Origin of the sequence: Streptomyces sp. NBC_00299, from assembly GCF_036173045.1 — a bacterium.
GTDB lineage: Bacteria > Actinomycetota > Actinomycetes > Streptomycetales > Streptomycetaceae > Streptomyces > Streptomyces machairae.
Window position 1 is genome coordinate 9,150,549 of sequence record NZ_CP108039.1, and the last position, 25,338, is coordinate 9,175,886.

The 25,338-nt window shown below is 70.4% G+C and carries 26 protein-coding genes; 17 read left to right on the top strand and 9 right to left on the bottom strand.

Annotated features, from left to right (window positions below; translation table 11 throughout):
* Positions 1-5: 5 nt before the first annotated feature.
* From OHT51_RS40565 to OHT51_RS40580, 4 genes are all read left to right on the top strand, one after another.
* Entirely contained in the window at positions 6-785 is a 780-nt protein-coding gene (locus tag OHT51_RS40565; protein ID WP_328883907.1) for an alpha/beta fold hydrolase, read from the top strand.
* A gap of 107 nt (positions 786-892) precedes the next feature.
* Positions 893-1,246: an ArsR/SmtB family transcription factor gene (locus OHT51_RS40570; protein ID WP_328883908.1), complete on the top strand. Its 354-nt coding sequence runs from the start codon at positions 893-895 to the stop codon at positions 1,244-1,246.
* Positions 1,239-1,877 (top strand): SRPBCC family protein, encoded by a 639-nt coding sequence (locus tag OHT51_RS40575; RefSeq protein ID WP_328883909.1) that lies wholly within the window; start codon positions 1,239-1,241, stop codon positions 1,875-1,877. Before OHT51_RS40570 ends, OHT51_RS40575 begins: the two co-directional genes overlap by 8 nt.
* Positions 1,878-2,067: 190 nt before the next feature.
* Positions 2,068-3,450, top strand: a complete 1,383-nt coding sequence (locus tag OHT51_RS40580) for an endo-1,4-beta-xylanase (RefSeq protein ID WP_443052670.1) — start codon at positions 2,068-2,070, stop codon at positions 3,448-3,450.
* Between the two features lie 128 nt (positions 3,451-3,578).
* On the opposite strand, the gene OHT51_RS40585 is transcribed toward OHT51_RS40580, so the two are convergent.
* A complete protein-coding gene (locus OHT51_RS40585; protein ID WP_328883910.1) occupies positions 3,579-4,307 on the bottom strand; it encodes a lipoprotein in 729 nt (242 codons plus the stop codon).
* Positions 4,308-4,412: 105 nt separating this feature from the next.
* Between OHT51_RS40585 and OHT51_RS40590 the strand changes: the two genes are divergently transcribed.
* Positions 4,413-5,210 carry a maleylpyruvate isomerase family mycothiol-dependent enzyme gene (locus tag OHT51_RS40590; protein WP_328883911.1) on the top strand — a complete coding sequence of 266 codons (798 nt, stop codon included), beginning with the start codon at positions 4,413-4,415 and terminating at the stop codon, positions 5,208-5,210.
* A 1-nt stretch (position 5,211) separates the two neighbouring features.
* Here the strand turns inward: OHT51_RS40590 and OHT51_RS40595 are convergent, their stop codons facing one another.
* Positions 5,212-5,841 (bottom strand): NADPH-dependent F420 reductase, encoded by a 630-nt coding sequence (locus tag OHT51_RS40595; RefSeq protein ID WP_328883912.1) that lies wholly within the window; start codon positions 5,839-5,841, stop codon positions 5,212-5,214.
* A gap of 221 nt (positions 5,842-6,062) precedes the next feature.
* On the opposite strand from OHT51_RS40595, the gene OHT51_RS40600 reads away from it, so the two are divergent.
* Positions 6,063-6,704: a class I SAM-dependent methyltransferase gene (locus tag OHT51_RS40600; protein WP_328883913.1), complete on the top strand. Its 642-nt coding sequence runs from the start codon at positions 6,063-6,065 to the stop codon at positions 6,702-6,704.
* Positions 6,705-6,756: 52 nt separating this feature from the next.
* On the opposite strand, the gene OHT51_RS40605 is transcribed toward OHT51_RS40600, so the two are convergent.
* Positions 6,757-7,155 carry a hypothetical protein gene (locus tag OHT51_RS40605; RefSeq protein WP_328883914.1) on the bottom strand — a complete coding sequence of 133 codons (399 nt, stop codon included), beginning with the start codon at positions 7,153-7,155 and terminating at the stop codon, positions 6,757-6,759.
* Between OHT51_RS40605 and OHT51_RS40610 the strand changes: the two genes are divergently transcribed.
* The gene (locus OHT51_RS40610; RefSeq protein WP_328883915.1) at positions 7,145-7,528 is read left to right on the top strand and encodes a hypothetical protein; all 384 of its coding nucleotides are present in this window, start codon (positions 7,145-7,147) and stop codon (positions 7,526-7,528) included. The genes OHT51_RS40605 and OHT51_RS40610 overlap by 11 nt on opposite strands.
* A gap of 418 nt (positions 7,529-7,946) precedes the next feature.
* Here the strand turns inward: OHT51_RS40610 and OHT51_RS40615 are convergent, their stop codons facing one another.
* Positions 7,947-9,527 carry a glycerol-3-phosphate dehydrogenase/oxidase gene (locus tag OHT51_RS40615; protein ID WP_328883916.1) on the bottom strand — a complete coding sequence of 527 codons (1,581 nt, stop codon included), beginning with the start codon at positions 9,525-9,527 and terminating at the stop codon, positions 7,947-7,949.
* Positions 9,524-10,123 (bottom strand): TetR/AcrR family transcriptional regulator, encoded by a 600-nt coding sequence (locus tag OHT51_RS40620; protein WP_328883917.1) that lies wholly within the window; start codon positions 10,121-10,123, stop codon positions 9,524-9,526. Before OHT51_RS40620 ends, OHT51_RS40615 begins: the two co-directional genes overlap by 4 nt.
* Positions 10,124-10,197: 74 nt before the next feature.
* Here OHT51_RS40620 and OHT51_RS40625 point away from each other — a divergent pair, with 74 nt between their 5' ends.
* Positions 10,198-11,796 carry an FAD-binding oxidoreductase gene (locus tag OHT51_RS40625; RefSeq protein ID WP_328883918.1) on the top strand — a complete coding sequence of 533 codons (1,599 nt, stop codon included), beginning with the start codon at positions 10,198-10,200 and terminating at the stop codon, positions 11,794-11,796.
* Positions 11,797-11,944: 148 nt separating this feature from the next.
* Positions 11,945-12,826 carry a YegS/Rv2252/BmrU family lipid kinase gene (locus OHT51_RS40630; RefSeq protein WP_328883919.1) on the top strand — a complete coding sequence of 294 codons (882 nt, stop codon included), beginning with the start codon at positions 11,945-11,947 and terminating at the stop codon, positions 12,824-12,826.
* A gap of 249 nt (positions 12,827-13,075) precedes the next feature.
* Here OHT51_RS40630 and OHT51_RS40635 read toward each other — a convergent pair whose 3' ends face one another.
* Positions 13,076-13,441, bottom strand: a complete 366-nt coding sequence (locus OHT51_RS40635) for a helix-turn-helix transcriptional regulator (RefSeq protein WP_328883920.1) — start codon at positions 13,439-13,441, stop codon at positions 13,076-13,078.
* Between the two features lie 129 nt (positions 13,442-13,570).
* Here OHT51_RS40635 and OHT51_RS40640 point away from each other — a divergent pair, with 129 nt between their 5' ends.
* The 3 genes from OHT51_RS40640 to OHT51_RS40650 all read left to right on the top strand — a co-directional run bounded on the left by OHT51_RS40640 (position 13,571) and on the right by OHT51_RS40650 (position 17,060).
* Positions 13,571-14,308: an ANTAR domain-containing protein gene (locus OHT51_RS40640; RefSeq protein WP_328883921.1), complete on the top strand. Its 738-nt coding sequence runs from the start codon at positions 13,571-13,573 to the stop codon at positions 14,306-14,308.
* A 59-nt stretch (positions 14,309-14,367) separates the two neighbouring features.
* Entirely contained in the window at positions 14,368-14,820 is a 453-nt protein-coding gene (locus OHT51_RS40645) for a flavodoxin family protein (RefSeq protein ID WP_328883922.1), read from the top strand.
* A gap of 233 nt (positions 14,821-15,053) precedes the next feature.
* A complete protein-coding gene (locus OHT51_RS40650; RefSeq protein WP_328884599.1) occupies positions 15,054-17,060 on the top strand; it encodes a DUF1996 domain-containing protein in 2,007 nt (668 codons plus the stop codon).
* Between the two features lie 107 nt (positions 17,061-17,167).
* On the opposite strand, the gene OHT51_RS40655 is transcribed toward OHT51_RS40650, so the two are convergent.
* Both OHT51_RS40655 and OHT51_RS40660 read right to left on the bottom strand, forming a co-directional pair.
* Positions 17,168-17,929, bottom strand: a complete 762-nt coding sequence (locus OHT51_RS40655; RefSeq protein ID WP_328883923.1) for a YqjF family protein — start codon at positions 17,927-17,929, stop codon at positions 17,168-17,170.
* 80 nt (positions 17,930-18,009) lie between these two features.
* Positions 18,010-18,669 carry a TetR/AcrR family transcriptional regulator gene (locus OHT51_RS40660; protein WP_328883924.1) on the bottom strand — a complete coding sequence of 220 codons (660 nt, stop codon included), beginning with the start codon at positions 18,667-18,669 and terminating at the stop codon, positions 18,010-18,012.
* A 57-nt stretch (positions 18,670-18,726) separates the two neighbouring features.
* On the opposite strand from OHT51_RS40660, the gene OHT51_RS40665 reads away from it, so the two are divergent.
* Together OHT51_RS40665 and OHT51_RS40670 are read left to right on the top strand one after the other, a co-directional pair.
* On the top strand, positions 18,727-19,413 hold the full coding sequence (locus OHT51_RS40665) for a class II aldolase/adducin family protein (protein ID WP_328883925.1): 687 nt from the start codon (positions 18,727-18,729) through the stop codon (positions 19,411-19,413).
* Positions 19,410-20,339 carry a carbohydrate kinase family protein gene (locus OHT51_RS40670; RefSeq protein ID WP_328883926.1) on the top strand — a complete coding sequence of 310 codons (930 nt, stop codon included), beginning with the start codon at positions 19,410-19,412 and terminating at the stop codon, positions 20,337-20,339. The genes OHT51_RS40665 and OHT51_RS40670 overlap by 4 nt, the downstream gene beginning before the upstream one ends.
* 39 nt (positions 20,340-20,378) lie before the next feature.
* Here OHT51_RS40670 and OHT51_RS40675 read toward each other — a convergent pair whose 3' ends face one another.
* The gene (locus OHT51_RS40675; protein WP_328883927.1) at positions 20,379-21,110 is read right to left on the bottom strand and encodes a DUF4232 domain-containing protein; all 732 of its coding nucleotides are present in this window, start codon (positions 21,108-21,110) and stop codon (positions 20,379-20,381) included.
* Positions 21,111-21,323: 213 nt separating this feature from the next.
* Between OHT51_RS40675 and OHT51_RS40680 the strand changes: the two genes are divergently transcribed.
* The 3 genes from OHT51_RS40680 (at position 21,324) to OHT51_RS40695 (ending at position 25,260) form a co-directional block, all read left to right on the top strand.
* Positions 21,324-22,634: a helix-turn-helix domain-containing protein gene (locus tag OHT51_RS40680; protein ID WP_328883928.1), complete on the top strand. Its 1,311-nt coding sequence runs from the start codon at positions 21,324-21,326 to the stop codon at positions 22,632-22,634.
* A 404-nt stretch (positions 22,635-23,038) separates the two neighbouring features.
* The gene (locus OHT51_RS40690) at positions 23,039-23,860 is read left to right on the top strand and encodes a bestrophin-like domain (RefSeq protein WP_328883929.1); all 822 of its coding nucleotides are present in this window, start codon (positions 23,039-23,041) and stop codon (positions 23,858-23,860) included.
* Between the two features lie 20 nt (positions 23,861-23,880).
* Positions 23,881-25,260, top strand: coding sequence for an ABC transporter substrate-binding protein (locus OHT51_RS40695; protein ID WP_328883930.1), 1,380 nt, complete (start codon positions 23,881-23,883; stop codon positions 25,258-25,260).
* Positions 25,261-25,338 lie beyond the last annotated feature (78 nt).

Consider the following 25,338-nt stretch of genomic DNA (forward strand, 5'->3'; position numbering starts at 1 on the left):
CACCCATGCCGCAGCTCGAAGTCGACGGCGTGACGCTGACGTACGACGACGAGGGCCCTCGCGAGGGCTCGGGTGTGCCCCTGGTGTTCGTCCACGGCTGGACGGCGAACCGGCATCGCTGGGACCACCAGGTGGCCCACTTCGCCGAGAAGCGGCGCGTGGTCCGGCTCGACCTGCGCGGGCACGGCGAGAGCAGCGGGGCGGGAGCGCGCACGATCGACGACCTGGCCAAGGACGTGCTCGCCCTCCTCGGTCACCTCGAGATCGAGCGGTTCGCGATCATCGGCCACTCCATGGGCGGGATGATCGCCCAGACCATCACCCTCGCCCATCCGGAACGGGTCGAGCGCATGGTGCTGGTGAACTCCATCGGCAGGATGGCCTACAGCCGGGGCCGCGCCCTGCTGATGGCCGCCTCGACGCTCGCCCCCTTCAAGCTGTTCGTCGCCACCAACATCCAGCGCGCCTTCGCCCCCGGCTACCCTCGCGAGGAGATCCGCGAGTACATCCGCGCCTCCGCCGACACTCCCCGCGAAGTCGTCATGACGCTCTACGGCGCCATGCGTGCCTTCGATGTCCTGGACAGGGTCGGCGAGATACGCACGCCCACCCTGATGGTGCACGGCTACCACGACATCCAGCTGCCCCTCGGTCAGATGCTGCGGATGGCCAAGGCCTACCCCGACGCGGTGATCCGGGTGCTGGACGCCGGTCACGAACTGCCGGTGGAGAAGCCGGCCGAACTGACCGTGGCGCTCGACGGGTTCCTCACCGACCGGGGATAGGCGGGAAGGGCACGCGGCAGGCGGACATCCCGCGCTTCGGCCGCGGCCCGTCCAGGTCCGTTGTTTAAGCCTTGCCTTATATAAGCAGCCGCTGGCATAGTGAAGCCGTGCACGCATTCGATGTGCTGGGTGATCCGGTCAGGCGCCGGATATTGGAGCTGCTCGCGACCGGCGAGCAGGCATCGGGCGACATCAGTGCCGTGATCCAGGACGAGTTCGGAATCTCCCAGCCGGCCGTGTCGCAGCACCTGCGGGTGCTGCGCGAGAGCGGCTTCGCGTCCGTGCGGGCGGAAGGCACGCGCCGGCTGTACGCCGTTGATGCCACGCCGCTGCGCGAAGTGGACGCATGGCTGGAGAGGTTCCGCGGCTTCTGGGAACAACGGCTCGACGCCCTCGGAACGGAACTCGCGCGAGGCAAGCGCGAGCGCAGGCTGAGAAAGGAAGCGAGCGGGGATGAGTGAGATCGTCGACGAGTTGAACCGCCTGCACCGGCAGGTCGGTGCACGGCAGGTCGAGACCGGCGAGGCCCGCACGGTGCTGCTGCGGCGCACGTACGAGGCCGAGTTGGCGGACGTGTGGGACGCGGTGACGTCGCCCGAGCGGATCAGCCGCTGGTTCCTGCCCGTCGGCGGGGAGTTCAAGGTCGGCGGGCGCTATCAGCTGGAGGGCAACGCCGGTGGTGAGATCCTCGCATGCGAGGAGCCCTCGCGGCTGCGGGTGAGCTGGCTGTACGGGCCCGACCCGGGATTCAGCGAGGTCGAGGTGCGGCTCACGCCGGAGGGCGAGGAGCGCACGATACTGGAGCTGGAGCATGTGGCCGTCGTGCCGGACGAGTTCTGGGACCAGTTCGGGCCGGGAGCCGTGGGTGTCGGCTGGGACCTCGGGCTGCTGGGCCTCGCCATGCACCTCGCCGGCGGCGGGATGAGTAAGGAGGAGTCCGAGGCCTGGCAGCTCTCGGACGAGGGCAAGGCGTACGCGACCCGGTCCGGGGAGCTGTGGGGTGAGGCCTACACCGCCTCGGGCGCCGACGGGCAGGTCGTGGCGGCCACTACGGCGGCGACGATCGCGGCCTACACCGGCGCTGGGGCCTAGGCGCCTGCTGCGGCAGTCGTGGAGCGGATCGAAACTTTCGATCCGCCAACGGCTGTCGCGAGGGGCATTCTTGAGCCAACTGAGGTTCCTGGGCGTGCAGTCTGTTGACGGCCATGGGTGTCGCTCCTAAGGTCTGCCGCGAAATTCGGAAATCCGTCCGAAACTTTCGAAGCCCCAGGAAGGAGACGAGATGGTGACCCGCACATCCGTCGACCCGCCTCCCCAGCGTCGCCCTCGCCGCTCGCGCACCCGCACCGCACTGGCCCTCGGCATGGCGGGCCTGCTCGCCGCCGGTGGCGTCACCGCCCTCGCGGGCACCGCCGAGGCCGCCAGTACCCTCGGCGCCGCGGCGGCCGAGAAGGGCCGCTACTTCGGCGCCGCCGTCGCCGCGAACCACCTGGGCGAAGCCCCGTACGCCTCGACGCTCAACACCGAGTTCAACTCGGTGACGCCGGAGAACGAGATGAAGTGGGACGCCACCGAGCGCACCCGCGGCACCTTCACCTTCGGCTCGGCCGACCAGATCGTGAACCACGCCCAGAGCAGAGGCATGAAGGTCCGCGGACACACCCTGGTCTGGCACTCCCAGCTGCCGAGCTGGGTCGCCGGCCTTGGCACCGCCGACCTCAGATCGGCGATGAACAACCACATCACGCAGGTCATGCAGCACTACAAGGGCAAGATCCACTCCTGGGACGTCGTCAACGAGGCCTTCCAGGACGGAAGCAGCGGCGCCCGGCGCAGCTCGCCCTTCCAGGACAAGCTCGGCAACGGCTTCATCGAGGAGGCGTTCCGCACCGCCCGCGCCGCGGACCCGGCCGCCAAGCTCTGTTACAACGACTACAACACCGACGGCGTCAACGCGAAGAGCAATGCCGTCTACAACCTGGTCAGGGACTTCAAGTCCCGCGGAGTACCGATCGACTGCGTCGGCTTCCAGTCCCACTTCAACAGCGCCTCCCCGGTCCCGTCCGACTACCAGTCCAATCTCCAGCGCTTCGCCGACCTCGGCGTCGACGTGCAGATCACCGAGCTGGACATCGAGGGCTCGGGCACGGCGCAGGCCAACAGCTACACCAACGTGACACGGGCCTGCCTGGCCGTCTCGCGCTGCACCGGCATCACCGTCTGGGGCGTCACCGACAAGTACTCCTGGCGCGCGAGCGGAACGCCTCTGCTGTTCGACGACAACTACAACAAGAAGCCGGCGTACAACGCGGTCCTGACCGCGCTCGGCGGCTCCTCCTCGGGCGGCGGCAATCCCGGCTCCGCCTGCACGGCCACCTACAGCAAGGCCGAGGAATGGAGTGACCGCTTCAACGGCAAGGTCACCATCACCGCGGGGAGTTCAGGGATCAGCAACTGGACCGTGACCGTCACGGTGACACCCCCGCAGAAGGTCTCCGCGACCTGGAACGGCACGCCCAGCTGGGACACCGGCGGCAACGTCATGACGATGAGGCCGAACGGCAACGGCACCCTGGCCGCCGGAGCATCCACCAGCTTCGGCTTCACGGTGATGAAGAACGGCACCGATGCGGCGCCGGTGGTCGGCTCCTGTACGGCTTCCTGACCCATACGGCTTCTTGACCGAGACGGCTTACTGACCGACCCGGGACCGGTTTCTGACCGGCACCGGACGGGCTCAGGACCGGTGTCCGGCGCGGCGGCCCTTCCAGCCGCGCCGGACACACCTGTCGCTCAGCCGACCCGCAGTGTCTTCTTGGCCAGTTCGTACGCCGGCAGCATCGCCCGGTGCTCCTCGGTGTCCATCCCGCCGAGGTGTATGACGACCGGCCCCTTCTCGGTGGTGACGGCCAGGGCGGTCTCCTCCTTCGTCTCCTCCAGGAGCTTGCTCGTGACGAGGTACTTCACCTCGGCACCGGCGAGGTCACCCGTCTTGAACGCGCTGTACTTCGCCTTGCTCACGCCGTTCTCGTCGGCCAGGAAGGCCTCCAGTACGGTGCGTGCGTCGTCGTCACCCGGCTCACCCGTCCAGATGCGCAGGAAGCCGATGTTCCCCGCCGGCTTGGCGTCGACCTCGCAGGCGGCCGTGACCGGGCCCTGGTGCAGCAGCGCGTCGGCGATCTCCTGGGCCAACTCGCTGTCCTCGGAGTCTCCCGACCCCTCACCACTGCCGCCCGCCTTGTCCTTCCCGGTCCCGCCGTCGACGGCCTCCGCCTCCCAGTACTGGGCGATGTCGAAGGTGACAGGGAGCTCGCAGTCCGATCCGGCGGCGCCGATGGTCCCCCCGCGCTTCACCGCCGTACCGCCGTCACTCGCCGCCTCGGCCGACGCGCCCGCCGACGTCGATGCGCTCGCCGACGCCTTCGGATCGTCCTCGGCCGCCCCCGAACAGCCCGTCAGCACCCCTGCCAGCAATGCCACCTGCGCCAGCCGGCGCCGTACCTGTCCCGCCCCCACCAACATGGTGATCTCCCCACCCGATCCTGCTCTTGCTGATCTTGCTCAGGCGGCACACAGTATCCGAGACCACTGACAAGGCAGATCCTGGCCCTGCGGCATCATGAGGCGATGACCTCGCTGACGTTCGACCGTTACTGCGACGCGATCGTCTCCCAGACCGAGCGGCTCACCGCCCATGTGCGCGGCGCGGACATGACCTCGCCGGTGCTCTCCTGCCCCGGCTGGAACCTCGGCCAACTGCTGCGGCACGTGGGCGGCGACCACCGGTGGGCCGAGGAGATCGTACGGACCCGCGCCACCGGTCCGATCCCCGACGACGGCGTGAACGACGTGACCCCGTACACCCACGAGCACGAGGACTTCCTCCTCCCGTGGCTCACCGAAGGCGCGGCACGGCTCAGCGCCACCCTGCGCGCCGCCGGCCCCGACGCTCAGGCGTGGAACCCGTCCGACGATCGGTCGGCGCCGGTGGCGTTCTGGGCCCGGCGCATGACCTACGAGACCGCCCTGCACCGGGCCGACGCCGCCCTGACGGTGGGGGCCGAGTACGCGCTCGATGGCGACCTCGCCGTCGACGCGGTGCAGGAATGGCTGGAGTTCTCGACGTTCCCCGAGGCATTCGAGCCGGGTCCGGACCTGCCCGACCTGCTCGGTCCGGACCGTGGCCTCCACTTCGACGCGACCGACGCCGGCGAATGGCTCGTCGACCTCACGGGCAAGCACCCCATCTGGCGCCCCGGACCCGGCGACGCCACCGCGACCGCAACCGCACGCGGCCCGGTGACCGACCTCCTCCTGTACTTCTACCGCCGGCCGGCATCCGCCGTGGAGACAAAGGGCGACACCGGACTCCTCGACCTCTGGCGCACGCGCGCGGGCTTCTGGCTGGAGGCGCCGGGGGAGTGACCTACTCGACGGCGGCGCGCGTGACCACCTTGATGTTGAACATGTGCGCGCCCACGCCGCCCGCGATCCCCATGAAGAGCAACGCGAAGTGCTCCTGTCCGCGTGCCGTGCGGATGCCGCCGATGTCGAGCTGGGACGACGGGGCCCAGCCGAGGTCGGTGAGCAGCCGGCCGGTGGTCCGCTTGGCCTCGGCGTCGTCGCCGGAGAGGAACACGGTGCTCGCGTCCTCGAGATCGTTCGGGGCGATCATCACGGTGGCGTCCATGGTGCACAGCGTCTTGACGACCGGGGTCAGGGGGAAGGCCTCCTGGATCTGTTCACCCAGGCTGCTGTTGGGGTGCGAGAGTTCGGTGTAGTCGTCGCTGAGGCCGACCCCGACATCGATCAGCAGGATGCCGGCCAGCGCCGGTGCCCCGATCGAGTGCAGCAGTTCCACGGAGACGGTCCCGGGGGTCGCGTTGACCAGAACCTCCGCGTGGGCCGCCGTCTCGCTCAGGCCCGCCACGGGGAGGCCGAGGTCAGTGCGTTCCTTCGGATCGCGCGAGCCCAGTAACACGTCGTGTCCTGCGGCGCGCCATCCATGGCCCAGTGCTCGGGCGACGTTGCCGGTGCCAAGTAGTCCAATACGCATGGTGTGAGGCTAGGCGGGGCGCGGGCTCGGTAGATCGGGCCGCGGGCTCAGGTGGACCGGGACCAAGGTCGTAGTTCTGTGGTCGCTCACCCCTCGCTTTGCTGAACCGGCAACACTGTTTGTCTCCCTCCACGGCCTCCCGCAGGCTTCATGAGCGTGGGACCGGGCAGGCTTCGCGCCTGTCCGAGTCCCTCCTGACATCTGTGTGTACGGGAGGCGCCATGACCGAGACATCCGACCTGAAGGCCGCCGAGTTCTGGGAGGCCCGCTACCGCGACCGCGACGGGCGTCTGTGGAGCGGTCGCCCCAACGCGCTGCTCGTGCGTGAGGCCTCCGGCCTCGCACCCGCAAGCGCGCTCGACCTCGGATGCGGCGAAGGAGGCGACGTGGTGTGGCTCGCCTCACGCGGCTGGCGCGTCACCGGCGTCGACATCGCACACACGGCTCTGGAACGCGCGGCCCTGCACGCCGCCGACGCCGGTGTGAGCGACCGAACGACCTGGGAACGGCACGTGCTCGGAGAGACGTTTCCCGAGGGTTCCTTCGACCTGGTGAACGCGCAGTTCCTTCAGTCACCGGTCCCGCTCGACCAACAGCGGGTTCTCCGGCAGGCCGCAGCGGCCGTCGCGGCCGGCGGCACCTTGCTGATCGTCATGCACGCAGGCTGGCCCTCCTGGCAGACCGAGCCGCCCTTCGAAGCGGAGTTCCCCACGCTGCGGGGCGTCCTCGACGAACTCGACCTGCCGGAGGCCGACTGGAGCGTGGAGACGCTGGACACGGTACGCAAGCCGAGCGAGTCACCCGAGGGGCTGGAGGGCTTCCGGGACGACCACGTGTGGCGACTTCGGCGTACCGGCGTCTGACGTACGGCGTCGATGTCGATGTCGATGTCGATGTCGATACAGGGCTTGCCGGTCACGCGAAGGTCACCTCTGCCGTGGCATGCCGTTGCTCGCGGTGGCTGGCGACGCGCAGGTCGGCACGGTCGCCCGAGGGCGTGCCGCAGGCCACGATGCCTTCGCCGGCGAAGACCGGGCGGCGCAGCCGGTACGACAGCTCGCGCACCTGCCGGTCCGGGGCCTGGCGCCGCGTCAGTTCCAGCATCAGCAGGGCGAGCAGGAGGCCGTGGACGACGAGGCCGGGGTAGCCCTCCTCGTCGCGGCAGTACGGGGCGTCGTAGTGAATGCGGTGGGCGTTCGCGGTGAGGGCGCTGAAGCGGAACAGCAGCGCAGGGCCCGGGCGCAGCGGAAGCTGCCAGGGGTCCTCGGCCTGCGGGGAGGGTGGACGCGTCGAGGGCGGTCGGGTGCTGTGCACCGGCGTTGCCGCCCGACCGGTAGACGATGTCCTGCTCCTCGACGAGACACGTCCGGCCGTGCTGGCGGAACTCCCGGCGCTCGGTGACGAACAGCATCTCGCCGGAACGGCCCTGTTTGGCGCTGACCGAGGCGAGGCTGCGGACGCGTTCGGCGGGTTCACCGAGGCGCAGCGGTTCGGTGATCTCGCAGCGGCCGCCGGCCCACATGCGCCGGCGGTGGGGGACGGGCGGCAGGAAGTGGCCGTGCAGAGGGTGGCCGTCAGCGCCCAGTTCACGCTGTGCGGGCCAGGCGAGGAAGTGGAGCCAGTGCCAGAGCGGGGGAAGAGGATCGCCGGCCTCGGCGGCGGGATCGGGCAGGTTCAGCACCGCTGAAAGGGCCGCCGTGGGACCGGGGGACAGCGGGTCGCGGTCCGTCACCGGCTCAGGAGTCCACGACTCCACGTACGAGCTGAGTGGGGTTGGAGCGGTCGGCATCGGTGGTCTCCAGGAGGGTGCGGGGAGGGCTCGCGTACTCGCGTACGAGGAGAGTGGCCAGGAAAGGGGAGGGCGATGCATCCGGTGACGTACCGCAGTTGACCATGGTGGCCCAAACGATCGCCGGACCGGCGATTCGGGTGCGGGGTCTGGAGGCCCGCCGGCTCACCCTCCAACTCTTCGCCCCGAGACGCCACGCAGGTCGCCCTCAACGCCGTCCGCATCCACGGCGGTTACGGCTGCTCCACCGAGCTCGACGTCGAGCGCACGGTCGTGAAGAGGGTGCCGATGCGGCCCACCCGCGCGCCGGTCGGAGTCAGGTCGACACTTCGGACCAGACCTGGCGGACGGCATCCAGCGCAGCCGCGCGATCGGCCGGGACCAGTCCGATGCGTGTCCGCCGGTCGAGCAGGTCGGCCTCGTCCAGGGCGCCTTCGTGGCGTACGGCCCACAGCAGTTCGGCGCGGGTGACGGGATGTCCCGGCAGCACAGGTTCGGCCAGCCGGGGATCGTGCGCGGCGAGTGCGTGGATGGCCGGTGCCTCCGTGCCGTAGCGCTGGATGAGGCGGCGTGGTGCCTGGAGGGAGCCGAGGGCGGCGGGTGATGCGGCGCCGACGAGGGGCAGGGTGGCCGTGGGGGAGGGGCCGGCAGTGAGCCGGCGGGCGGTGACGGCCGCGTCGACGGCGTCCTGCGCCATGCGCCGGTACGTGGTGAGCTTGCCGCCGACCACGGTGATCACGCCGTCCGGCGAGGTGACCACCGCGTGCCGACGGGAGATGTCGGCGGTCCGCGGAGCCGAACCGGAGCGTGCCGTCGGCGTGGTGTCGAGCAGGGGGCGCAGGCCCGCGAACGCGCCCACCACGTCGTCGCGTTGGACGGGGAGGTCCAGGACGGAGCCGAGCACGTCGAGGAGGAAGCCGATGTCCGTCTCGGGCACCTCGGGAACGTCGGGGATGTCGCCCCCGACGGGCTCGTCGGTGAGCCCGACATAGACGCGGCCGTCGCCCTGGGGCAGGACGAGGACGAAGCGGTTGGTCTCGCCGGGGACCGGGACGTGCAGCCCTGCGGGCAGCGGACCGAGGTGGTCGGAGCGCAGGACGAGGTGGGTGCCGCGTGAGGGGCGGATCCGGATGCCCTCCACCAGGTCGCCCGCCCAGACGCCGGAAGCGTTGATCACCGCGCGGGCCTTGATCTCGCCCTCCTCGCCGGTGAGTTCGTCGCGTATGCGGGCGCCGGACGCGGTGAGCTCCAGAGCCCTCACACGGGTCAGGATGCGTGCGTCGCGTGCGGCGGCGGTGCGGGCGATCGCGGTCACCAGGCGGGCGTCGTCGGTGAGCCGGCCGTCCCAGGACAGCAGGCCGCCGCGCAGGCCCTGGGTGCGCAGGGCGGGGGCGAGGTGCCGGGTCTCCACGACGGAGAGCCGACGCGGGGCGGGCAGGGTGGCGCGGGCCGTGCGGGCCGCCAGGCGCAGGGTGTCACCGGCGCGGAATCCGGCCCAGGCCAGGGCGGACTGACCGCGGGAGACCAGAGGGGTGAGGGGAAGCACGAAGGGCTGGGCCCGGACCAGGTGCGGTGCCGTGCGCTCCATCAACACCCCGCGCTCGACGGCGCTCTCATGGGCCACGTCGAGCTGTGCCGAGGCGAGGTAGCGCAGCCCGCCGTGGATGAGCTTGCTGCTGAAGCGCGAGGTGCCGAAGGCCAGGTCGTGGGCGTCGACGGCGACCACCGACAGACCGCGGGCCGCGGCGTCCAGGGCGACCCCGGCACCCGTCGCGCCCAGCCCCACGACCAGGACGTCCACGGCCGGACCGCCGACGGCCTCGGCCAGTTCACGCGAGCGCCGCGCGGCGGACAGGGACGATCCGGGAACCAGGAGAGGGGGAGTGGCGGGGCTCATGGCGTGAGGGTCCTTTCCAGGATGCTGCGCAGTTCCGCCAGGAAGGCCTCACTGCTCAGGTCGGCGTCGTCCTCGTCGGTCATGGTCCGCAAGGACAGGGTGAAGGACTGGACGATCAGCAGCAGGGCCCGTGCCTGCCGTTCGACATGGCCGGCGCGCACCGACCCGTCGGCGTGGCCTTCGCGCAGGCCGTCGGCCAGCAGGGCGAGAAGGGCCTGCTGGCTCGCGCCGCGGCGGTCGAGGACGTAAGGCAGAAGCAGTTCCGGGTCGACGTCGACGATCTTCCGGAAGAGCGGATGGGCGCGGAAGGCCCTCACTCCGGTGACGAGCCCTTCGACGATCAGGCCGCGCGCGCTCGTCCCGGGCCGCCGTTCGGGCATGGCCGCCGTGGCCACCGCGACCCACTCGCGGGTCATGAGGTCGCCCACCAGGGAGCGCACGTCGGGCCAGCGTCTGTACAGCGTCATCCGGGAGACACCCGCGCGGCGGGCCACGTCGGTCAGCGTCGTACGGCGGACTCCGACGGCCAGGACGCAGTCGCGCACCGCGTCGAGTACTGCATCGCTGTCCGAGTGGTTGTGACGAATAGGCGTCATGTGTCACAGTGTAACGCCTGCGGGGCCGTCCGGGACACGGCATCGCTCGAATCGACCGGTGAGGACAACAGCCAATGGACATGCTGTGGAGCGGCTGGGGCGACCCGGCCAAGGCGGCGCCGCTGCCCGAGACCGTGACCGGGCTGCTGCGCGACTGGCTCGGCGTCAAGCCGCGCACCGCCGAACCGGTCGCCCTGACGGACATCGCCGTACCCGAGCCGGGACTCGAACCCGCCGCACTCCAGGCCCTGTCCGCAGCGGTCGGAGGCGAGGAGCACGTGCGCACCGACGCGGAGAGCCGCATCCGGCACACGCGCGGCAAGTCCACCCCCGACCTGCTCCGAATGCGCGAGGGCGAGGTCGAAGACATCCCCGCAGCCGTCGTACTCCCCGCCGGCCACGACGACGTGCTCGCGGCACTGCGCGCCTGCGCCGAACACGGCCTGGCCGTTGTCCCGTTCGGTGGCGGCACCTCTGTCGTAGGCGGCCTCGCCCCTGGCCGGCGCGGCCCCTTCGTCGCCCTGGACCTGCGCCGCATGGACCAGTTGCTCGCCGTCGACCCGGTCTCCCGCACGGCCACGCTGCAGCCCGGGATGCGCGCGCCCCACGCCGAGGCGCTGCTGGCCGAACAGGGCTTCACGCTCGGGCACTTCCCCCAGTCCTTCGAGTGGGCCACCATCGGCGGGTTCGCCGCCGCCCGCTCCAGCGGCCAGGCGTCCGCCGGCTACGGCCGCTTCGACGAGATGGTCCTGGGCCTGACCGTCGCCACCCCCGAGGGCACCCTCGACACGGGCCGCGCGCCTCGCTCGGCGGCCGGCCCCGACCTGCGGCAGCTCGTGCTCGGCTCGGAGGGCGCGTTCGGCGTCATCACGTCCGTCACCGTGCGGATCCGTCCCGTGCCCGCGACTCGCGTGTACGAGGGCTGGCGCTTCGACTCCTTCGAGCAGGGCGCCGCCGCGCTGCGCCGCCTCGCCCAGGACGGCCCGCGCCCGACGGTGCTGCGGCTGTCCGACGAGACGGAGACGCTGATCGGCCTCGCCCAGCCCGACGCCATCGGTGCCGCCGTCGACGGGCAGCAGTCCGCGGGATGCACGGCGATCGCCGGCTACGAAGGCACCGACGAGGACACCTCGTACCGCAGGGAGCGTGCGTCGGCCGTCCTCCGGGACTGCGGCGGAACCCAGCTGGGCGAGGAACCCGGACAGCGCTGGGCGCACGGCCGCTACTCGGCCCCCTACCTGCGGGACTCCCTGCTGGACGCCGGGGCGTTCGTCGAGACACTGGAGACGGCGACGTTCTGGTCACGCGTGCCCGAGCTGTACGCGTCCGTGCGCGACGCCCTGACCACCACGCTCACCGAGGCCGGCACGCCGCCCCTGATCATGTGCCACATCTCCCACGTCTACGAGAACGGTGCCTCGCTGTACTTCACCGTCGTCTCGGCGCAGGGCGACGAACCGGTGGGGCACTGGGAGAAGGCGAAGCACGCCGCCAACGAGGCGATCCTCGCCGCGGGCGGCACCATCAGCCACCACCACGGCGTGGGCACCGACCACCGCGACTGGTACGTCCGCGAGGCGGGCCCCCTGGGCATCGAGGCGCTGCAGGCCGTGAAGCGCCGACTGGACCCGACGGGACTGCTCAACCCCGGGGTCCTCCTGCCCCTCGACTGACCGTCCAGACTGTTCATCCCCCGGGGGTCCCTCGGGTCCCTCGGGTCCCCCGGGGCACCGGGTCCGCCCGGGACCTTCCGGTCATCACTCATCCACCTCCTCCGCCCGCCTCCGGCAGCACCCTCCCGTCGGCCCGAAAGGCACCCCGATGCGACAGTTCACCGCCATCGTCAACCCCACGGCGGGCGGATCCGCCTCAGCTGCCGCACTGCTGAACGTGGCCAGGCCGCTGCGGGAGGCCGGGGCCGACCTGGAGACCGAGTACAGCCGCAGCCTCGCCCACGCCCAGGAACTGGCCCGTGACGCCGGGGAGCGGGGCCGGGTGGTGCTCGCTGTCGGCGGCGACGGAATCGCCGGCGGTGTCGGCGGGGCCCTCAGCGGCACCGACGCCGTGCTCGGCCTGGTCCCCGCCGGCCGCGGCAACGACTTCGCCCGGGCGCTGAACCTGCCCACCGAGCCCGCCGCCCTCGCCGAGGTACTGCTCCACCACGAACCCCGGCAGGTCGACACCATCGAGGTCGAGTCGGCCGTACACGACCGCACAGTGGTCCTCGGCAGCGTGTACGCAGGCGTCGACGCCCTGGCCAACCGGCACGCCAACGAGGCCAGACTGCTGCGCGGCTCGGCCTCCTACTACGCGGGCGGCCTGCGCGCCGTCACCACCTGGCGCCCCGCGCGCTACCGCGTCACCGTCGACGGCCAGGAGCACCTGCACACCGGCTACACGGTCGTGGCCGCCAACTCCGGCTACTACGGATCCGGCCGCCTGATCGCCCCCGACGCCCGCGTCGACGACGGTCTGCTGGACGTCGTGATGATCCGCGAGGCGCCGCGGCGGCTGTTCTTCGCCCTGATGAACGAGCTCAAGACCGGAGCCCACGTCCAGCGTCCCGAGGTGCAGCTCCTGCGAGGCCGGGAGATCCGTATCGCGGCCGACCGTGAGGTGCCCTACGGCGCGGACGGTGAGGTGGAGGCCACCCTGCCGGTCACGGTCAGGGTTCTGCCGGGAGCGCTGCGCGTCCTGTGCTGAGGCCGGGCCACCGGCGTTTCCACGGCGGCCGAGTCCGGCGACCGGCCGCCCGCCGTGGCCGAGTCATGTCGTCTGTGCGGGGTACGACCCACCCGCTCGTCTCTGCGGGGCACACCTCACCCGCAGGTCATAGGCCCTCTGAAGCGCACCCGCCGTCAGCGGACCAAGCGCCTTCCGAGCGGCATGCGCCGACCGCAGGTCATCAGCCCTCTGCAGGGCACGCGCCCTCCGTGAGCCATCCACCGCCGGTCATCCGCCGTCCACGGGCATCCGCGGGCGCGCCGTCCTGAGCTGCTGCGAGCCGGTGGTGTGGCCGGCCTCGGCCTGGATGAGCAGCGAGAGCAGTTCTGCCACCGGCAGTCCGGCCTCGGCGGGGTGCCGCAGCACCTTGCCGGCCTCGATCCGGTAGGTGTTGGTGCGTCCCTCGCGAGTGTGGGACAGATAGCCGTCCTGCTCCAGGTCAGAAATGATCTTCTGGACAGCGCGCTCGGTGAGTCGGCAGTGCGCGGCGATGTTCCGGATCCGCACGTTCGGGTTGTCGGCGATGGCCGCGAGGACGCGGGCATGGTTCGTCAGAAACGTCCATCCGGTGTGCGGCTCAGGGACTCCATCCATGCCTCAAGAGTACGGCTGGGTGTTCACGAATACAAATACACGCACTCAATTTCATGTATCTGTTGACGTGTTCCGCGGTTCGGGTTCACTCTTGTAGTGAGACGGGGAATACCTGAGAGAGAGGCGGTCATGCCCGAGCTCGCGTCCTCTGCACAGCCCCCCAACAGGGGCGCTGCCGACCGTGTGAACTTCGACGGCGAACCGGCGGCGGCTTCGTCCTGGCCGCTGGTCACCGCCGTCCGCGCGGGTGGCGACAGGGTCATGGTGAAGGTCTCCGGAGAGCTCGATCTCGACACCAGCGAGCGACTCCAGGGCGTCCTGCGTGAAGCTCTGAACCGCTCGGTCCGTGGCGTCGATCTGCATCTGGAGGGCGTCTCCTTCTGCGACTGCTCGACCCTCAACATCCTGCTCAACGTGCGCCACTTCGCCTTGGAGCAGGGCAAGACGGTCGCGATCCACGCAGCCAGTACGGCTGTCGACCGCCTGCTCTCCCTGACCGGCACGCACTCGCTGTTCGGCCGGCTCGACCCGGACGGGCATGCCGCGGTCGATGGGCATGCCCAGGACCCGGAGGCGCCCGAGGGTGCCCATCACGATCTGCGGATAGAGGTCGCCCAACTGCGCCGGGCCATGCAGACCCGGCCGACCATCGACCTGGCCCGCGGCATCCTGATGGCCTCGTTCAGCCTGAGCTCGGAGGAGGCCTGGACGGTACTGGTCACGGCCTCCCAGAACACCAACACCAAACTGCACTCCCTGGCCGGGGACCTCGTCACCGCGGTCAAGGGCGATGCGCTGCCCGAAGAGGTGCAGGAACATCTGTCGGCCGCGGTCGCCAGGGTCAACCACGTCATCCCCGAGCACTGAGGGCAACACTCCGCACGTCAGGGTTGCGTCGCGAACGGGCACCCCGGCAGGGTTCGGATGTGCCCACCTTGCTGATCGTGCATCACACGCCCTCGCCCAACTGCCATGCCATGCTCGAAGCCCTCATCTCCGGTGCCACGGCGCCGGAGATCGAGAACGTCGAGGTCGTGCGCCGGCCGGCGCTGTCGGCAACGGCCTCCGACGTGCTGGCCGCCGACGGCTACCTCCTCGCCACCCCGGCGAACCTCGGCTACATCTCCGGAGCCCTCAAGCACTTCTTCGACCAGGTCTACTACCCCTGCCTGGACGCGACCCAGGGCCGGCCCTTCGGCTTCTGCGTGCACGGCGGCAGCGACGTCACCGGAGCGGTACGGGCGATCGACTCGATCACGACGGGCCTGGGCTGGCGCAGGGCGGCGAATCCGGTGAGGGTCACGGGCGAGCCCACCAAGGCGGACACCGAGGCCTGCTGGGAGCTGGGGGCGACGCTCGCCGCCGGTCTGATGGGCTGACCTGGACCGCGACTTCTCCCCAACACCCCACAGTGACCAGGGTGTTTACCTTCGTTGTGAGAAATTTCTGTGAATCCGTGAGGCGTTTGAACACAACGCGGCCCGTCTCCGTATTGGACCGGGGGATTTTCATGCCCTGACCGATCACGAGGCGTAGGAGTACTTCCTTGGGACGCAGCACGCGAAGACGCCCCACGGGCGCACGGCGCGCGACTTTTGCAGCGGTCGCGCTGATGTTGGGCGGCGGCGGCCTGGTCGCGGCCAACGTCTATGCCTCGGCCACCGAGGACGGCGGAGCGGATCCCGCCCGGACGCTGTCCACCCCGGCCGGCACGATCGACTGCCCGGATGTCGGCAGCGAACTGACGGATGTGCCGGACGGAGCGCGCGAGGACGTCGCGAAGGAACTCGCGCTGCTCGACCAGCAGATAGCCGAGGCCTACCAGCGGCTGCAGGAGTCGGCTCAGGCCATCCAGCAGGACGCGGGCTTCGCCGACAGCGCGATCATGAACCCGCTCAAGGACAAGCGGGCCGCGACGATCGAGCGGATCGCCATCGCTGTCGACCGCGTGGGAGACCGGCCCGAAGGCCTCGACTCCCTCGCCTCCTGCACCCTGCGCGCCGCGGACAACGGCACCGGTGAGGACGGAGACGGCGGCGACCAGGAACAGGGCGGCGACAACCAGGACGGCGCGGACCAGGGCAACCAGCAGCCCGGCAACGGCGACCAGCAGGGCAACGGCGGACAGGCGGGCAACGGCCCGGTCGCCGCGGACTTCGTGGACATCAAGTCCGTCCAGCCGAACGTGGCCGGCGCGGCCCAGCAGAAGGGAGCCTCCCGAGGCACCTTCGCCACCAGCTGCGGCGTCAACGACAACGGCCTGTTCAACTCCGACAACGTCATCGTGGCCCCCGGCGTCTCCAACGGCGCCCACCACTTCCACGACTACATCGGCAACCAGTCCAACGACGCCTTCGCCAGCGACGAGGACCTGGCGAACGCCGAGACGAGCTGCGTCGACCAGGGCGACAAGTCCACGTACTACTGGCCCGTGATCCGGCTCCAGAACGGCAGCCAGGAAAGGGACGCCAACTCGCCCGGCGGTGGCATCGAGGGCAACGCCGGTGAGATCGTCACTCCCAAGGAAGTGACGCTGGACTTCGTGGGCAACCCCCGCAGCAAGGTCACCGAGATGCCGCGCCTGCTGCGCATCATCACCGGCGACGCCAAGGCGTTCGTGAACGGCACCGCCAACGCCAACGCCTCCTGGAGCTGCACCGGCTTCGAGGACCGGCAGCTGAAGGACAAGTACCCGCTGTGCCCGCAGGGCAGTGACGTGGTGCGCACCTTCAAGTTCCAGAGCTGCTGGGACGGACAGAACATCGACAGCGCCAACCACCGCACCCACGTGGCCTTCGCGGCGGCCGACGGCAGCTGTGCGAACGGCTTCAAGGCCATTCCGCAGCTGGTGCAGCGGATCGTGTACGACGTCGACGCGCCCAGCCTCCAGGACGGCGGGAAGACGACCCCGCTGTTCGCGGTGGACTCCTTCCCCGAGCAGCTGCACAAGCCGGTCACCGACCACGGCGACTTCATCAACGTCTTCAGCGAGGACCTGATGAGCGAGATGGTCGACTGCATCAACGAGGGCCGCAAGTGCGGCGCCGGAGCGGGCGACGGCGACGAGCCGGGCGGCGAGGAGCCGACCGAGGAGCCGACTCAGGCTCCCACCACCCCGCCGGGCGGGAACGACGAGCCGGGCAACGACAATCCGAAGCCCGGTGACGGAGGGGACAAGCCGACCGACGCGCCGGCGACCGAGGACCCCGCGACGGACGAGCCCGCCACGCAGGAGCCGACTGGGAAGCCGGCGACCGAGAAGCCCGCGACCGAGAAGCCCGCGACGGACGAGCCTGCGACCGAACCGGCGGAGGAGGACGGCAAGCCCACCCTGTCGAGCACGGTGGCGCCCAAGGCCGACGGAACCCCCACGGCGAACGAGAACGCCAACGGCCAGGGACAGGGCGACGACGGCGCCGGCTCGGGAAGCACTCCGGCGCAGACCCAGCCCGCCGCGGGCGGCGACGACTCCGGCGCCGGTTCCGGGACGGAGCCGCAGGCGGTCGGGAACGGTGACCTGGCGGAGACGGGCACGTCCCTGTGGCCGGCCGCGGCCGGCGCCGTGCTCCTGATGGCAGGCTTCCTGCTGCTCATGCGCACGAGGCGCCGCGCCGAGTGAAGGTGAGGACGGACACCCCGTAACGGCATGTGACGCCGATACGTTCCAGGGGGCTCGGACCGGTCATCCCGGTTCCGGGCCCCCTGGGTTTTGCAGTCATCCGCCGATCACGGCGTGGGGATGCCCGCCGGCCGCGCCGGGCGGCCCAGACGGACCGGGACGCCGGGGGAGTACAGGACGCTGACCGGGGCGGTGCTCGGGGCGGGCAGCCCGGCCGCGGTGATCAGGTTCTCCTCGCAGCTGACCAGCTCGGCCCGGTACAGCGGCCACCGAGGATGGTGGTTGGCCAGGTACGCCACCGGTTCGGCACCGCCGAAGAAGGCGTTGTGCATGCCCCAGCGTGCGGTGAGGAAGTGCTCCAGCTCGGTGGGCTCCTCGATGCGATCACCGGTGCGTACGGTGATCCGGCTGGACGCGCCGCGCGGGCCGGGCCAGCGACGGGAGCTGGTGTACGTGACCGTGTCGCCGGCCGAGCGCACGGCCATCCGGGACCACAGATACGGCAACCGGAATCCGACCCGTCCCATCACCACCGGGATCAGCCGGGAGGCGTCCATCGACCGGAACACGACGCCGCGCCGTCCGTGTGCGTCCACCGAGTAGAGGCGCACGTTGGTCTCGGGAAACGTCCCGAGATACGGCACCCCGGGCAGTCGCAGCCAGCCGACCCGATGCATCCGGAAGGCGACGAGGCCGACGTACGTGACCCCGTCATGCGTGTCCGGAACGGTACCCCGCGGCAGCAGCCCGGCCACCACGTCCGGCTCGACGGCCCAGTGGATGAAGGCCAGGTCGAGCCACTGCTGGGTGAGCAGCGGGGTGTGTATGTGGGCGGGGGCATCAGGGGTGACAGGAGACGGTTTCGGCACACGGCCAGGATGTCAGAGTCGTGCTCCGAAGCCCCAGGCACTGCCGGGCCCCGCGCGCCGGACCCTGTCCGTCACCTGCCCTACGGCCCCTCATAGCGCGCGGCCACACCGGCGAGGTACCCCCGCAGCATGAGCCCGGCCTCGTCGAGCAGCCCGGGGTCGCCCTCGGGGTCTCGGCGGAAGGCCTCCTGCGCGAGGGCGTCGGCGGCGAGGACCGCGGCGTGGCAGGCCCGGGCGAGCGCATCGTCGTCCCGGGCGACGTCGAGGGTCAGCAGGATACGTCGGACTCCGTCCGCCATACGGCGTTTGTGCTCACGGTCCGCGGCCCGGGTCTGCTCGGTGAGGCTGCTGCCGAACCACAGGGCCCTGAAGCCGTGCTCGGTGCGATAGATCGCGGCGTACACGTCGATGAGCACACCGACCGGGTCGTCCCACTGCTCGGCCGCGGCAGCGCGCACGAGGTCGTCCATGGCGCTCTCGAGCCGGGCGAAGTACCCGGCCGCGAGGGCATCGATGATCGCGTCGCGGTCGGGCAGGTACTGATACAGCGACCCGACCGAGACCTGCGCCTCGGCGGCGATGCGGGTCGTGGTCAGCGCCTGCACGCCCTCGCCGATCAGAACGCGTTCCGCCGCCCGAAGCACGCGGGTGAGGCGGGCCTTGCTGCGCGCCTGCTGGGGAGTACGGCGCAACGGGACATGCCACGTGCCGTCGGCGGGTTGCGGGGCGGGATCGCCCATGTACGGCCTCCGAACCTGAACGTGACATCGTTTCAGGTTTACGTTAGCGTCGCGTACATGACCGACTCAAGCTCAACGCTGGGTCAGGAGCGCGCCGCTGTGGCCGAGGCGTGCCGTCGCCTGGGGGCGGAGGGCCTGCTCATCGGCACGGCCGGCAACGTCAGCATGCGGGTCGAGGACCGTGTCGCGATCACGGCCACGGGCGCGGTGCTCGCGGAACTGACGGCCGACCAGGTGACCGTGGTCGACCTCGACGGAAACGTCGTGGCCGGGACCCTGGAACCCACCTCCGAACTGGACCTGCACCTCGGTGTCTACCGCCGCTACGGAACGGGCGCGGTCGTCCACACCCACGCCCCGATGGCGACCGCGCTGTCCTGCGTGCTCGACGAACTGCCCTGCATCCACTACCAGTTGCTGAGCCTGGGTGGCTCGGTGCGCGTGGCGCCGTACGCCACCTTCGGCACACCGGAGCTCGCCGAGTCCGTGCTGACGGCGCTGGAGGGCCGCAGCGCCGCGCTGATGGCGAGCCACGGCTCGGTCACGCACGCTCCCACGCTGGCCAAGGCGGTCGAGCACGCCCTGCTGCTGGAGTGGGCGTGCGGCGTCCACCAGCATGCGGCCGCCCTCGGTAAGCCCCGTGTCCTCGACGAACACCAGCGACTCGCGGTGATCGAGGCCGCGCTCGCCCGGAACTACGGCACCACCCACCCCGTACCACCCGTGCAGGAGGGACACCGATGAACGTCGTCACGATGGGCGTGCATGTGCTGGACGTACTGGTGCGGCCGGTGGAGGCGATTCCCGAGGGCCAGGGCGCGACGCTGGTGGACGACATCAGGATGACCGCCGCCGGAACCGCGGGCGGCACTGCGCTCACCCTCGCCAAACTCGGCGCGTCGGTGAGCAGCGCCGGGGCGATCGGCTCGGACCCGACCGGGGACATGCTGGTCCGACTGCTCGGCGCGGCAGGCATCGACACCCGGTTCCTCGTCCGCCGCACGGACACCCCCACCTCCGCGAGCGTCCTGCCCATCCGCCCCAACGGCGACCGGCCCTCGCTGCACCTGCTGGGCGCCAACATCACGTACGGCCCCGACGACGTGCCCTGGGACGCGATCGCCGAGGCGAACCACCTCCACCTCGGCGGCCCCGAACTCATCGGCGTCGACACCGCAACGCGCATCCTGTCCTACGCCAAGGAACACGGCGTGGTGACCTCGGTCGACCTCCTCGCGCCCGGCGCCCTCGGAAGTTTCGAACAGATCGAGTCAGTCCTGCCGTACGTCGACCACATGCTGCCCAACGAGGACCAGGTCCTCGGCTTCACCGGTGAGGAGGACGTGGTGGCGGGGGCGAAGAAGCTCCTCGCTGCCGGAGCGGGTCTCGTCGCGGTCACTCGTGGCGGTGACGGGGCCCTGCTGGTGACCCCCGAGGGCACCGAGGAGGTGCCCGCGTTCATGATCGACGTCGTGGACACGACCGGCTGCGGCGACGCCTTCTCGGCCGGCTTCGTACGCGGCACGGGCCTGGGCCGCAGGCCGTACGACTCCGCCGTCCTCGGGTGCGCCGCGGCGGCCTTGGTGGCCCAGGGACTCGGCAGCGACCACGGAGACTTCGACCTCGCCGGCGCGGATGCGTTCGCTGCGAGGTGCGGAACATGCGGGTGATCTTCGGGGCAACGAGGCGACGGCTTCAGCCACCGGGCGTCAGTTGAGGGCTGTCTCCACGTCCGTCTGCCAGTACGTGACGCTCAGGGCGCTGTCGTAGTAGACGCCCTTCGCCGGCAGGGACGGGGTGGCCGACGGGCCGCCGGAGCTGTTCGGCGTCCTGCCCTGGAAGGCGACTGTGAGCGCGCGGCCGGTGTTGCCGCCCGTGCCGCTGTCGTCGGCCGCGCTGAGCCGGACGCCCGCGTAGCCGGAGGCGCCCGACTCCAGGATCGGCACTGCCTGCGGCTTGGTGTCGTCGAAGGCCTGCGGCACCCACTGCATCTCGTCGAAGCGGAGCACCGGGTAGTACGGCAGGGCGCACGGCTTCGAGCCGGTGTTGGTGACGGTGAGCAGCATGTGGTTCAGCGGGCGGGGGACGGGCTGAGCCGTGGTCCTGGTGTTGGAGCCGTTGCAGATGGTCAGGTCCCCCGGTGCGTTTGCGCCTCCCTTCGCACCCTCGCTCGTGCCGCTGCCCCCGCTGGTGCCGTTCTCCGCGGGCTTGCCCGTCTGCGAGGGCGGGGCCGACTGCTGCCCGGAGCCCGCGCTCTGCCCCGGCCGATGGGACGACGGGTCCTGCGCAGGCTTCGACGTGTCCGCCGCCGCGGACGGTGACGTCGGCTGTGAGGCGCCCTCGTCGCGGGTCCCGGAGCCGTTCTCGCATGCGGTGAGGGCGAGGGCGATGATGGCGGCGCCAGTGGCGGCGAGAAGGCGGGTGCGACGGAAGGTGCGCATGGCTGATTCCTTGTCGGTGCAAAGGACTTGAAGGCAGCCGCTCGACCGGGTGCCGGGAGCGGCGTGCTTGGATGACCTGAGCTTGCCCGGTGATCCGTCCCGGTCGCCACGTCCGTCGGCGATCAGGGAAACCGGAACGGCTGCAATGGATCTGACCTGGAGAAACGTCCATTCCCTGGAACGGGGGAATGGGACACGGGGGATGGAGGAACGGTGTCGGAAGGCACGGCTGCGACCGATTTCGCGGCGTTTCTGCGGCAGTTGAAGGACCGCTCGGGGCTCAGCTACGGGGTCCTCGGCAAACGGCTGCACATGAGCACCTCGACGCTGCACCGGTACTGCAACGGGGATGCCGTCCCCACCGACTACGCGCCCGTGGAGCGGCTGGCTCGCCTGTGCAAGGCCTCGCCGGAGGAACTGGTGGAGCTGCATCGGCGGTGGGTGCTGGCGGATGCCGTGCGGGGGAGGAAGGGGGCGGCAGCGGCGACCACCTCCGATGACGGTACGGCCGTCGGGCCCGACCTCGACCAGGCCGGGTCTGAGCCCACGCCCGCTCCCGAGCCCACGCCGGGTCCGGCCCCCGCCGATGTTGTCGGCCCTCTCCAGCTCCAGCGCAGCCACCCGGCCCGCCCTCGCCGCCGTACCGCGCTCCTCGCCGGTGTCGCGGTGGCCGCCGTTCTCGGTGCCGCCGCACTGGCCATGAATCTGCCGTCGGACGGGAGCCAGGGCGACGACCGGGGGAGCAGCGTCGGTGCCGCCGCCTCGAAGGACGTCACCGCCCCGCCCACCAAGGCCTCGCCGCAGTCGTCGCCGTCCGACTCGCGGAGCGCCAAGCCGGGCGGGACGAACTCCCCGTCCGCCTCCGCGACCCCGACGAAGAACGCGCCCGACGGCGGCGCAGGCGCCGGCGCCAAGACGGACGCCGAGCCACCGCTGACCGTGAACGTCCGCCCGTACAGCTGGGAACACCCCTGCTACCAGCACTACTTGATCGACCGGCCCCCGACGGATATCGGCCCGCCCCCGGTCGAGCAGGACGCGCCGGCCTGGATCGGGGCGAACAAGGCGGTGACGGCCGGGGAACAACTGGTGACGCTGACCGTCCAGGGCACCGGCAAGGAGACGGTCGTGATCGACGGCCTTGACGTTCGCGTGGTCCGCAAGGACACGCCACTGGCCTGGAACGACTACGTGATGGGCGTCGGGTGCGGCGGCAACGTGCCGACACGTCCCTTCACCGTCGCCCTCGACGCCGCGCGTCCGGTCGTCGTGGCCGGGGCCGGACAGCGCGACTTCTCCTTCAAGGTGAGCGAGTCGGACCCGGAGGTCTTCAAGATCACCGCCGATGCCTCGGCGTACGACGTGACCTGGTACCTGGAGCTGACCTGGTCCAGCGGTGGCCGGAAGGGCACGCTGGTCGTCGACGACAACGGCAGGCCGTTCCGGACTAGCGGCAACAACGGGCGACCGGCGTACGAATTCCCACTTGGAGGCGAGAAGTGGCTGAAGTCGGCGGAGGGATAGGGGGAACCGCGCAGTGTCGCGGCGGTTTGAAGCAGGGTTCGCGGTGATCGGCGACGTCTGGTTCGGCGCCTGGATCCCGAATTCCGCCGGGTCAACCTGGAGATCCTCGGCAATACGGACCCGCTCCTGCAATGCCCAGGGATTGGACCGGTTGCGATCGATGCCCTGACGGAGCGGGTCAGGGTGACCGCCACGTTCTCAGGAGGCGCCAGTTCGCGTTTCGTAAGGCCGTTCGGGGAGTGCGACGCCGAAGCGCACCCGTATCGTCCGACATGGCCGCTCTCGGCGTAGCTGAAGCAATGCCGGGGCAGCTCTGACGAGTGTCTGGTGGATTCTTGCATGTGCCGGCCTGGGCCCAGGCTGTGGTTCTGGCCGGGGGCCTTCTCCTTTTCGGCTTGTGCGGGATGCTCGCCCGTCCCTGGGCGCGCCGACGGTTCGACGACGATCCGGAACACGACGAGCGCGTCACCTTCCTGGTCGAGGTCGTCGGGGTGTTCTACGCGTTGCTCGTCGGGCTGGTAGCCGTCGGCGCGTACGACCACTATGTGGAGGTGAAGAGGCTCGTCAACCAGGAGGCCTCACAGCTGACCACCGTCTACCGCGCCGCACAGTCGTTTCCCAACAGCCGTCGCTGCAGGCTCCAGTCGCAGATCCGCAACTACGCCGAGAACGTGATCGACGACGTCTGGCCCAAACAGAAGCAGGGCCGGATCGAGGAGGACCAGGGCAGGCTGGATGCCGTATTCGAGTCGCTCATGTTCTACGAGCCGCGGAACGCCCAGGAGTCGAACGCGCAGTCCGTCACCCTCGAGGCGTTCAACGAATACAACAACCTTCGTCGGGAGCGGCAGGGAGAGGTGGAGATCGGTCTGCTGCCCGGTCTCTACATAGTCCTGTTTGTCGGCGCCGCCGTCGTCATCGCCGCGACCTGGGTTCTCGTCGGTGTCAGGCTGAGCGATCACTTGGCCATCACCGGCCTCCTGTCGCTCTTCATCGGCGTCTTCCTGTCTCTGGTCGTGGCGCTGGACTACCCCCTCCAGGACAGCAACTCGATCCCGCCGAAGCCCTGGACGGTCGCACTCACGAAAGGAATGGGTGTTCCCGACGAAGGTGAGAAGCAGGTCGGCACCTACTTCGGAACGTCAACGGCGGACCGGGTACCGGGCTGTCTCCTGAACGTCTCCGACTATGTGTCGTTCGCGAGCTCGGAGAAACTCCCGGAGTGAGGAAAGGCGTCCGAGTCCCGGTGAAACCACGACTGCTGTCCCGTTTCGCGTTGGCGGGACCCCTGATCGCCTTCCTCGCACTTGCCTCGGCCGCCTGCACAGGGAATCACGCGGACGAGAAACGCGCGACGGTCACCGTCGCTGCCGTCGACTTCATGCGCGACATCGACAAGCTCGTCGACGACTTCGAAAAGGACCACCCGGACACGAACGTGGAATTCGCCTTCCTGCCCGAGAACACGCTGCGGGCCAGGGTGCCGAAGGACATCGCCACCGAGGCCGGCCACTACGACGTCGTCGCCATCGGCCCGTACGAGGCACCGATCTGGGCATCACGAGGATGGCTCACCCGCCTCGACGGCTACGCGGGCCAGGGCGGCTACGACATGGGGGACTTCATCCCCACGGTACGCAAGTCGCTGTCGTACAACGGCGGCCAGTACGCAGTGCCCTACTACGGCGAGTCGTCCTTCCTGATGTACCGGAAGGACCTCTTCGCGAAGGCCGGCCTGACCATGCCGGAGCGTCCGAACTGGCAGCAGGTCGCCCGACTGGCGGCGCAGCTCCACGACCCCCGGCACGGCGTCGCCGGGATCTGCCTGCGCGGCGGACCTGGCTGGGGAAACCTGCTCATGCCCTTGAACACGGTGATCCTGACCTTCGGCGGCCGCTGGTACGACGAGCACTGGAACCCTCGGCTCACCTCCCCCGAAACGAAGAAGGCGGTCCGCTTCTACGTGGACCTGGTCCGCCTGCACGGCCAACCCCGGCCGGCCGAGACCGGACCCGCCGAGTGCCTGAGGACGATGCGGCAGGGCAAGGCGGCCATGTGGTACGACAGCACAGCTCTCGCCGGCAGTCTGGAGGACCCGAACAGCAGCAAGGTCGCAGGCCGACTCGGCTACGCCCCCGCCCCCGTGCTGAGCACGGCAAGCTCGGGATGGCTGTGGTCCTGGTCGCTGGCGATCCCGGTCACGTCGAAGAACCCGCAAGCCGCCTGGGAGTTCGTCTCCTGGGCGACGTCCAAGGGCTACCCCAGGCTCTACGGCGAAAGGCTCGGCTGGGTACGTGTGCCACCCGGCAGCCGGCTGTCCACCTACCAGTTGCCTGAGTACCAGCAGGCCACCAAGGCGTTCGTCGCTCCGACGCTGCACGCCCTCGACGCGGTGAACCTCGTGCACCCCGGGGTGCACGAGCAGCCGTGGGTCGGGATGTCCTACGTCGGCATCTCTGAGTACGCGGGCCTCGGCAACCGCGTGTCCGCGGAGATCTCCGCCGCGATCGCCGGCCGCCAGTCCGTCGACGAGGCCCTGGCCAGGTCGCAGATCTTCGCGAGGGACGTGGTCGAGGGGGGTGGGTACAGGGATCAGGGAGGGGAGCGGGGGTCGCCTGAGCAGTGACGCCACAGATGGCGCGCTGCTGCCGGCGCTCGCGGCAGCCGTGGCCGATCGACGCCGCGAGTCTGGATCACCGACGCC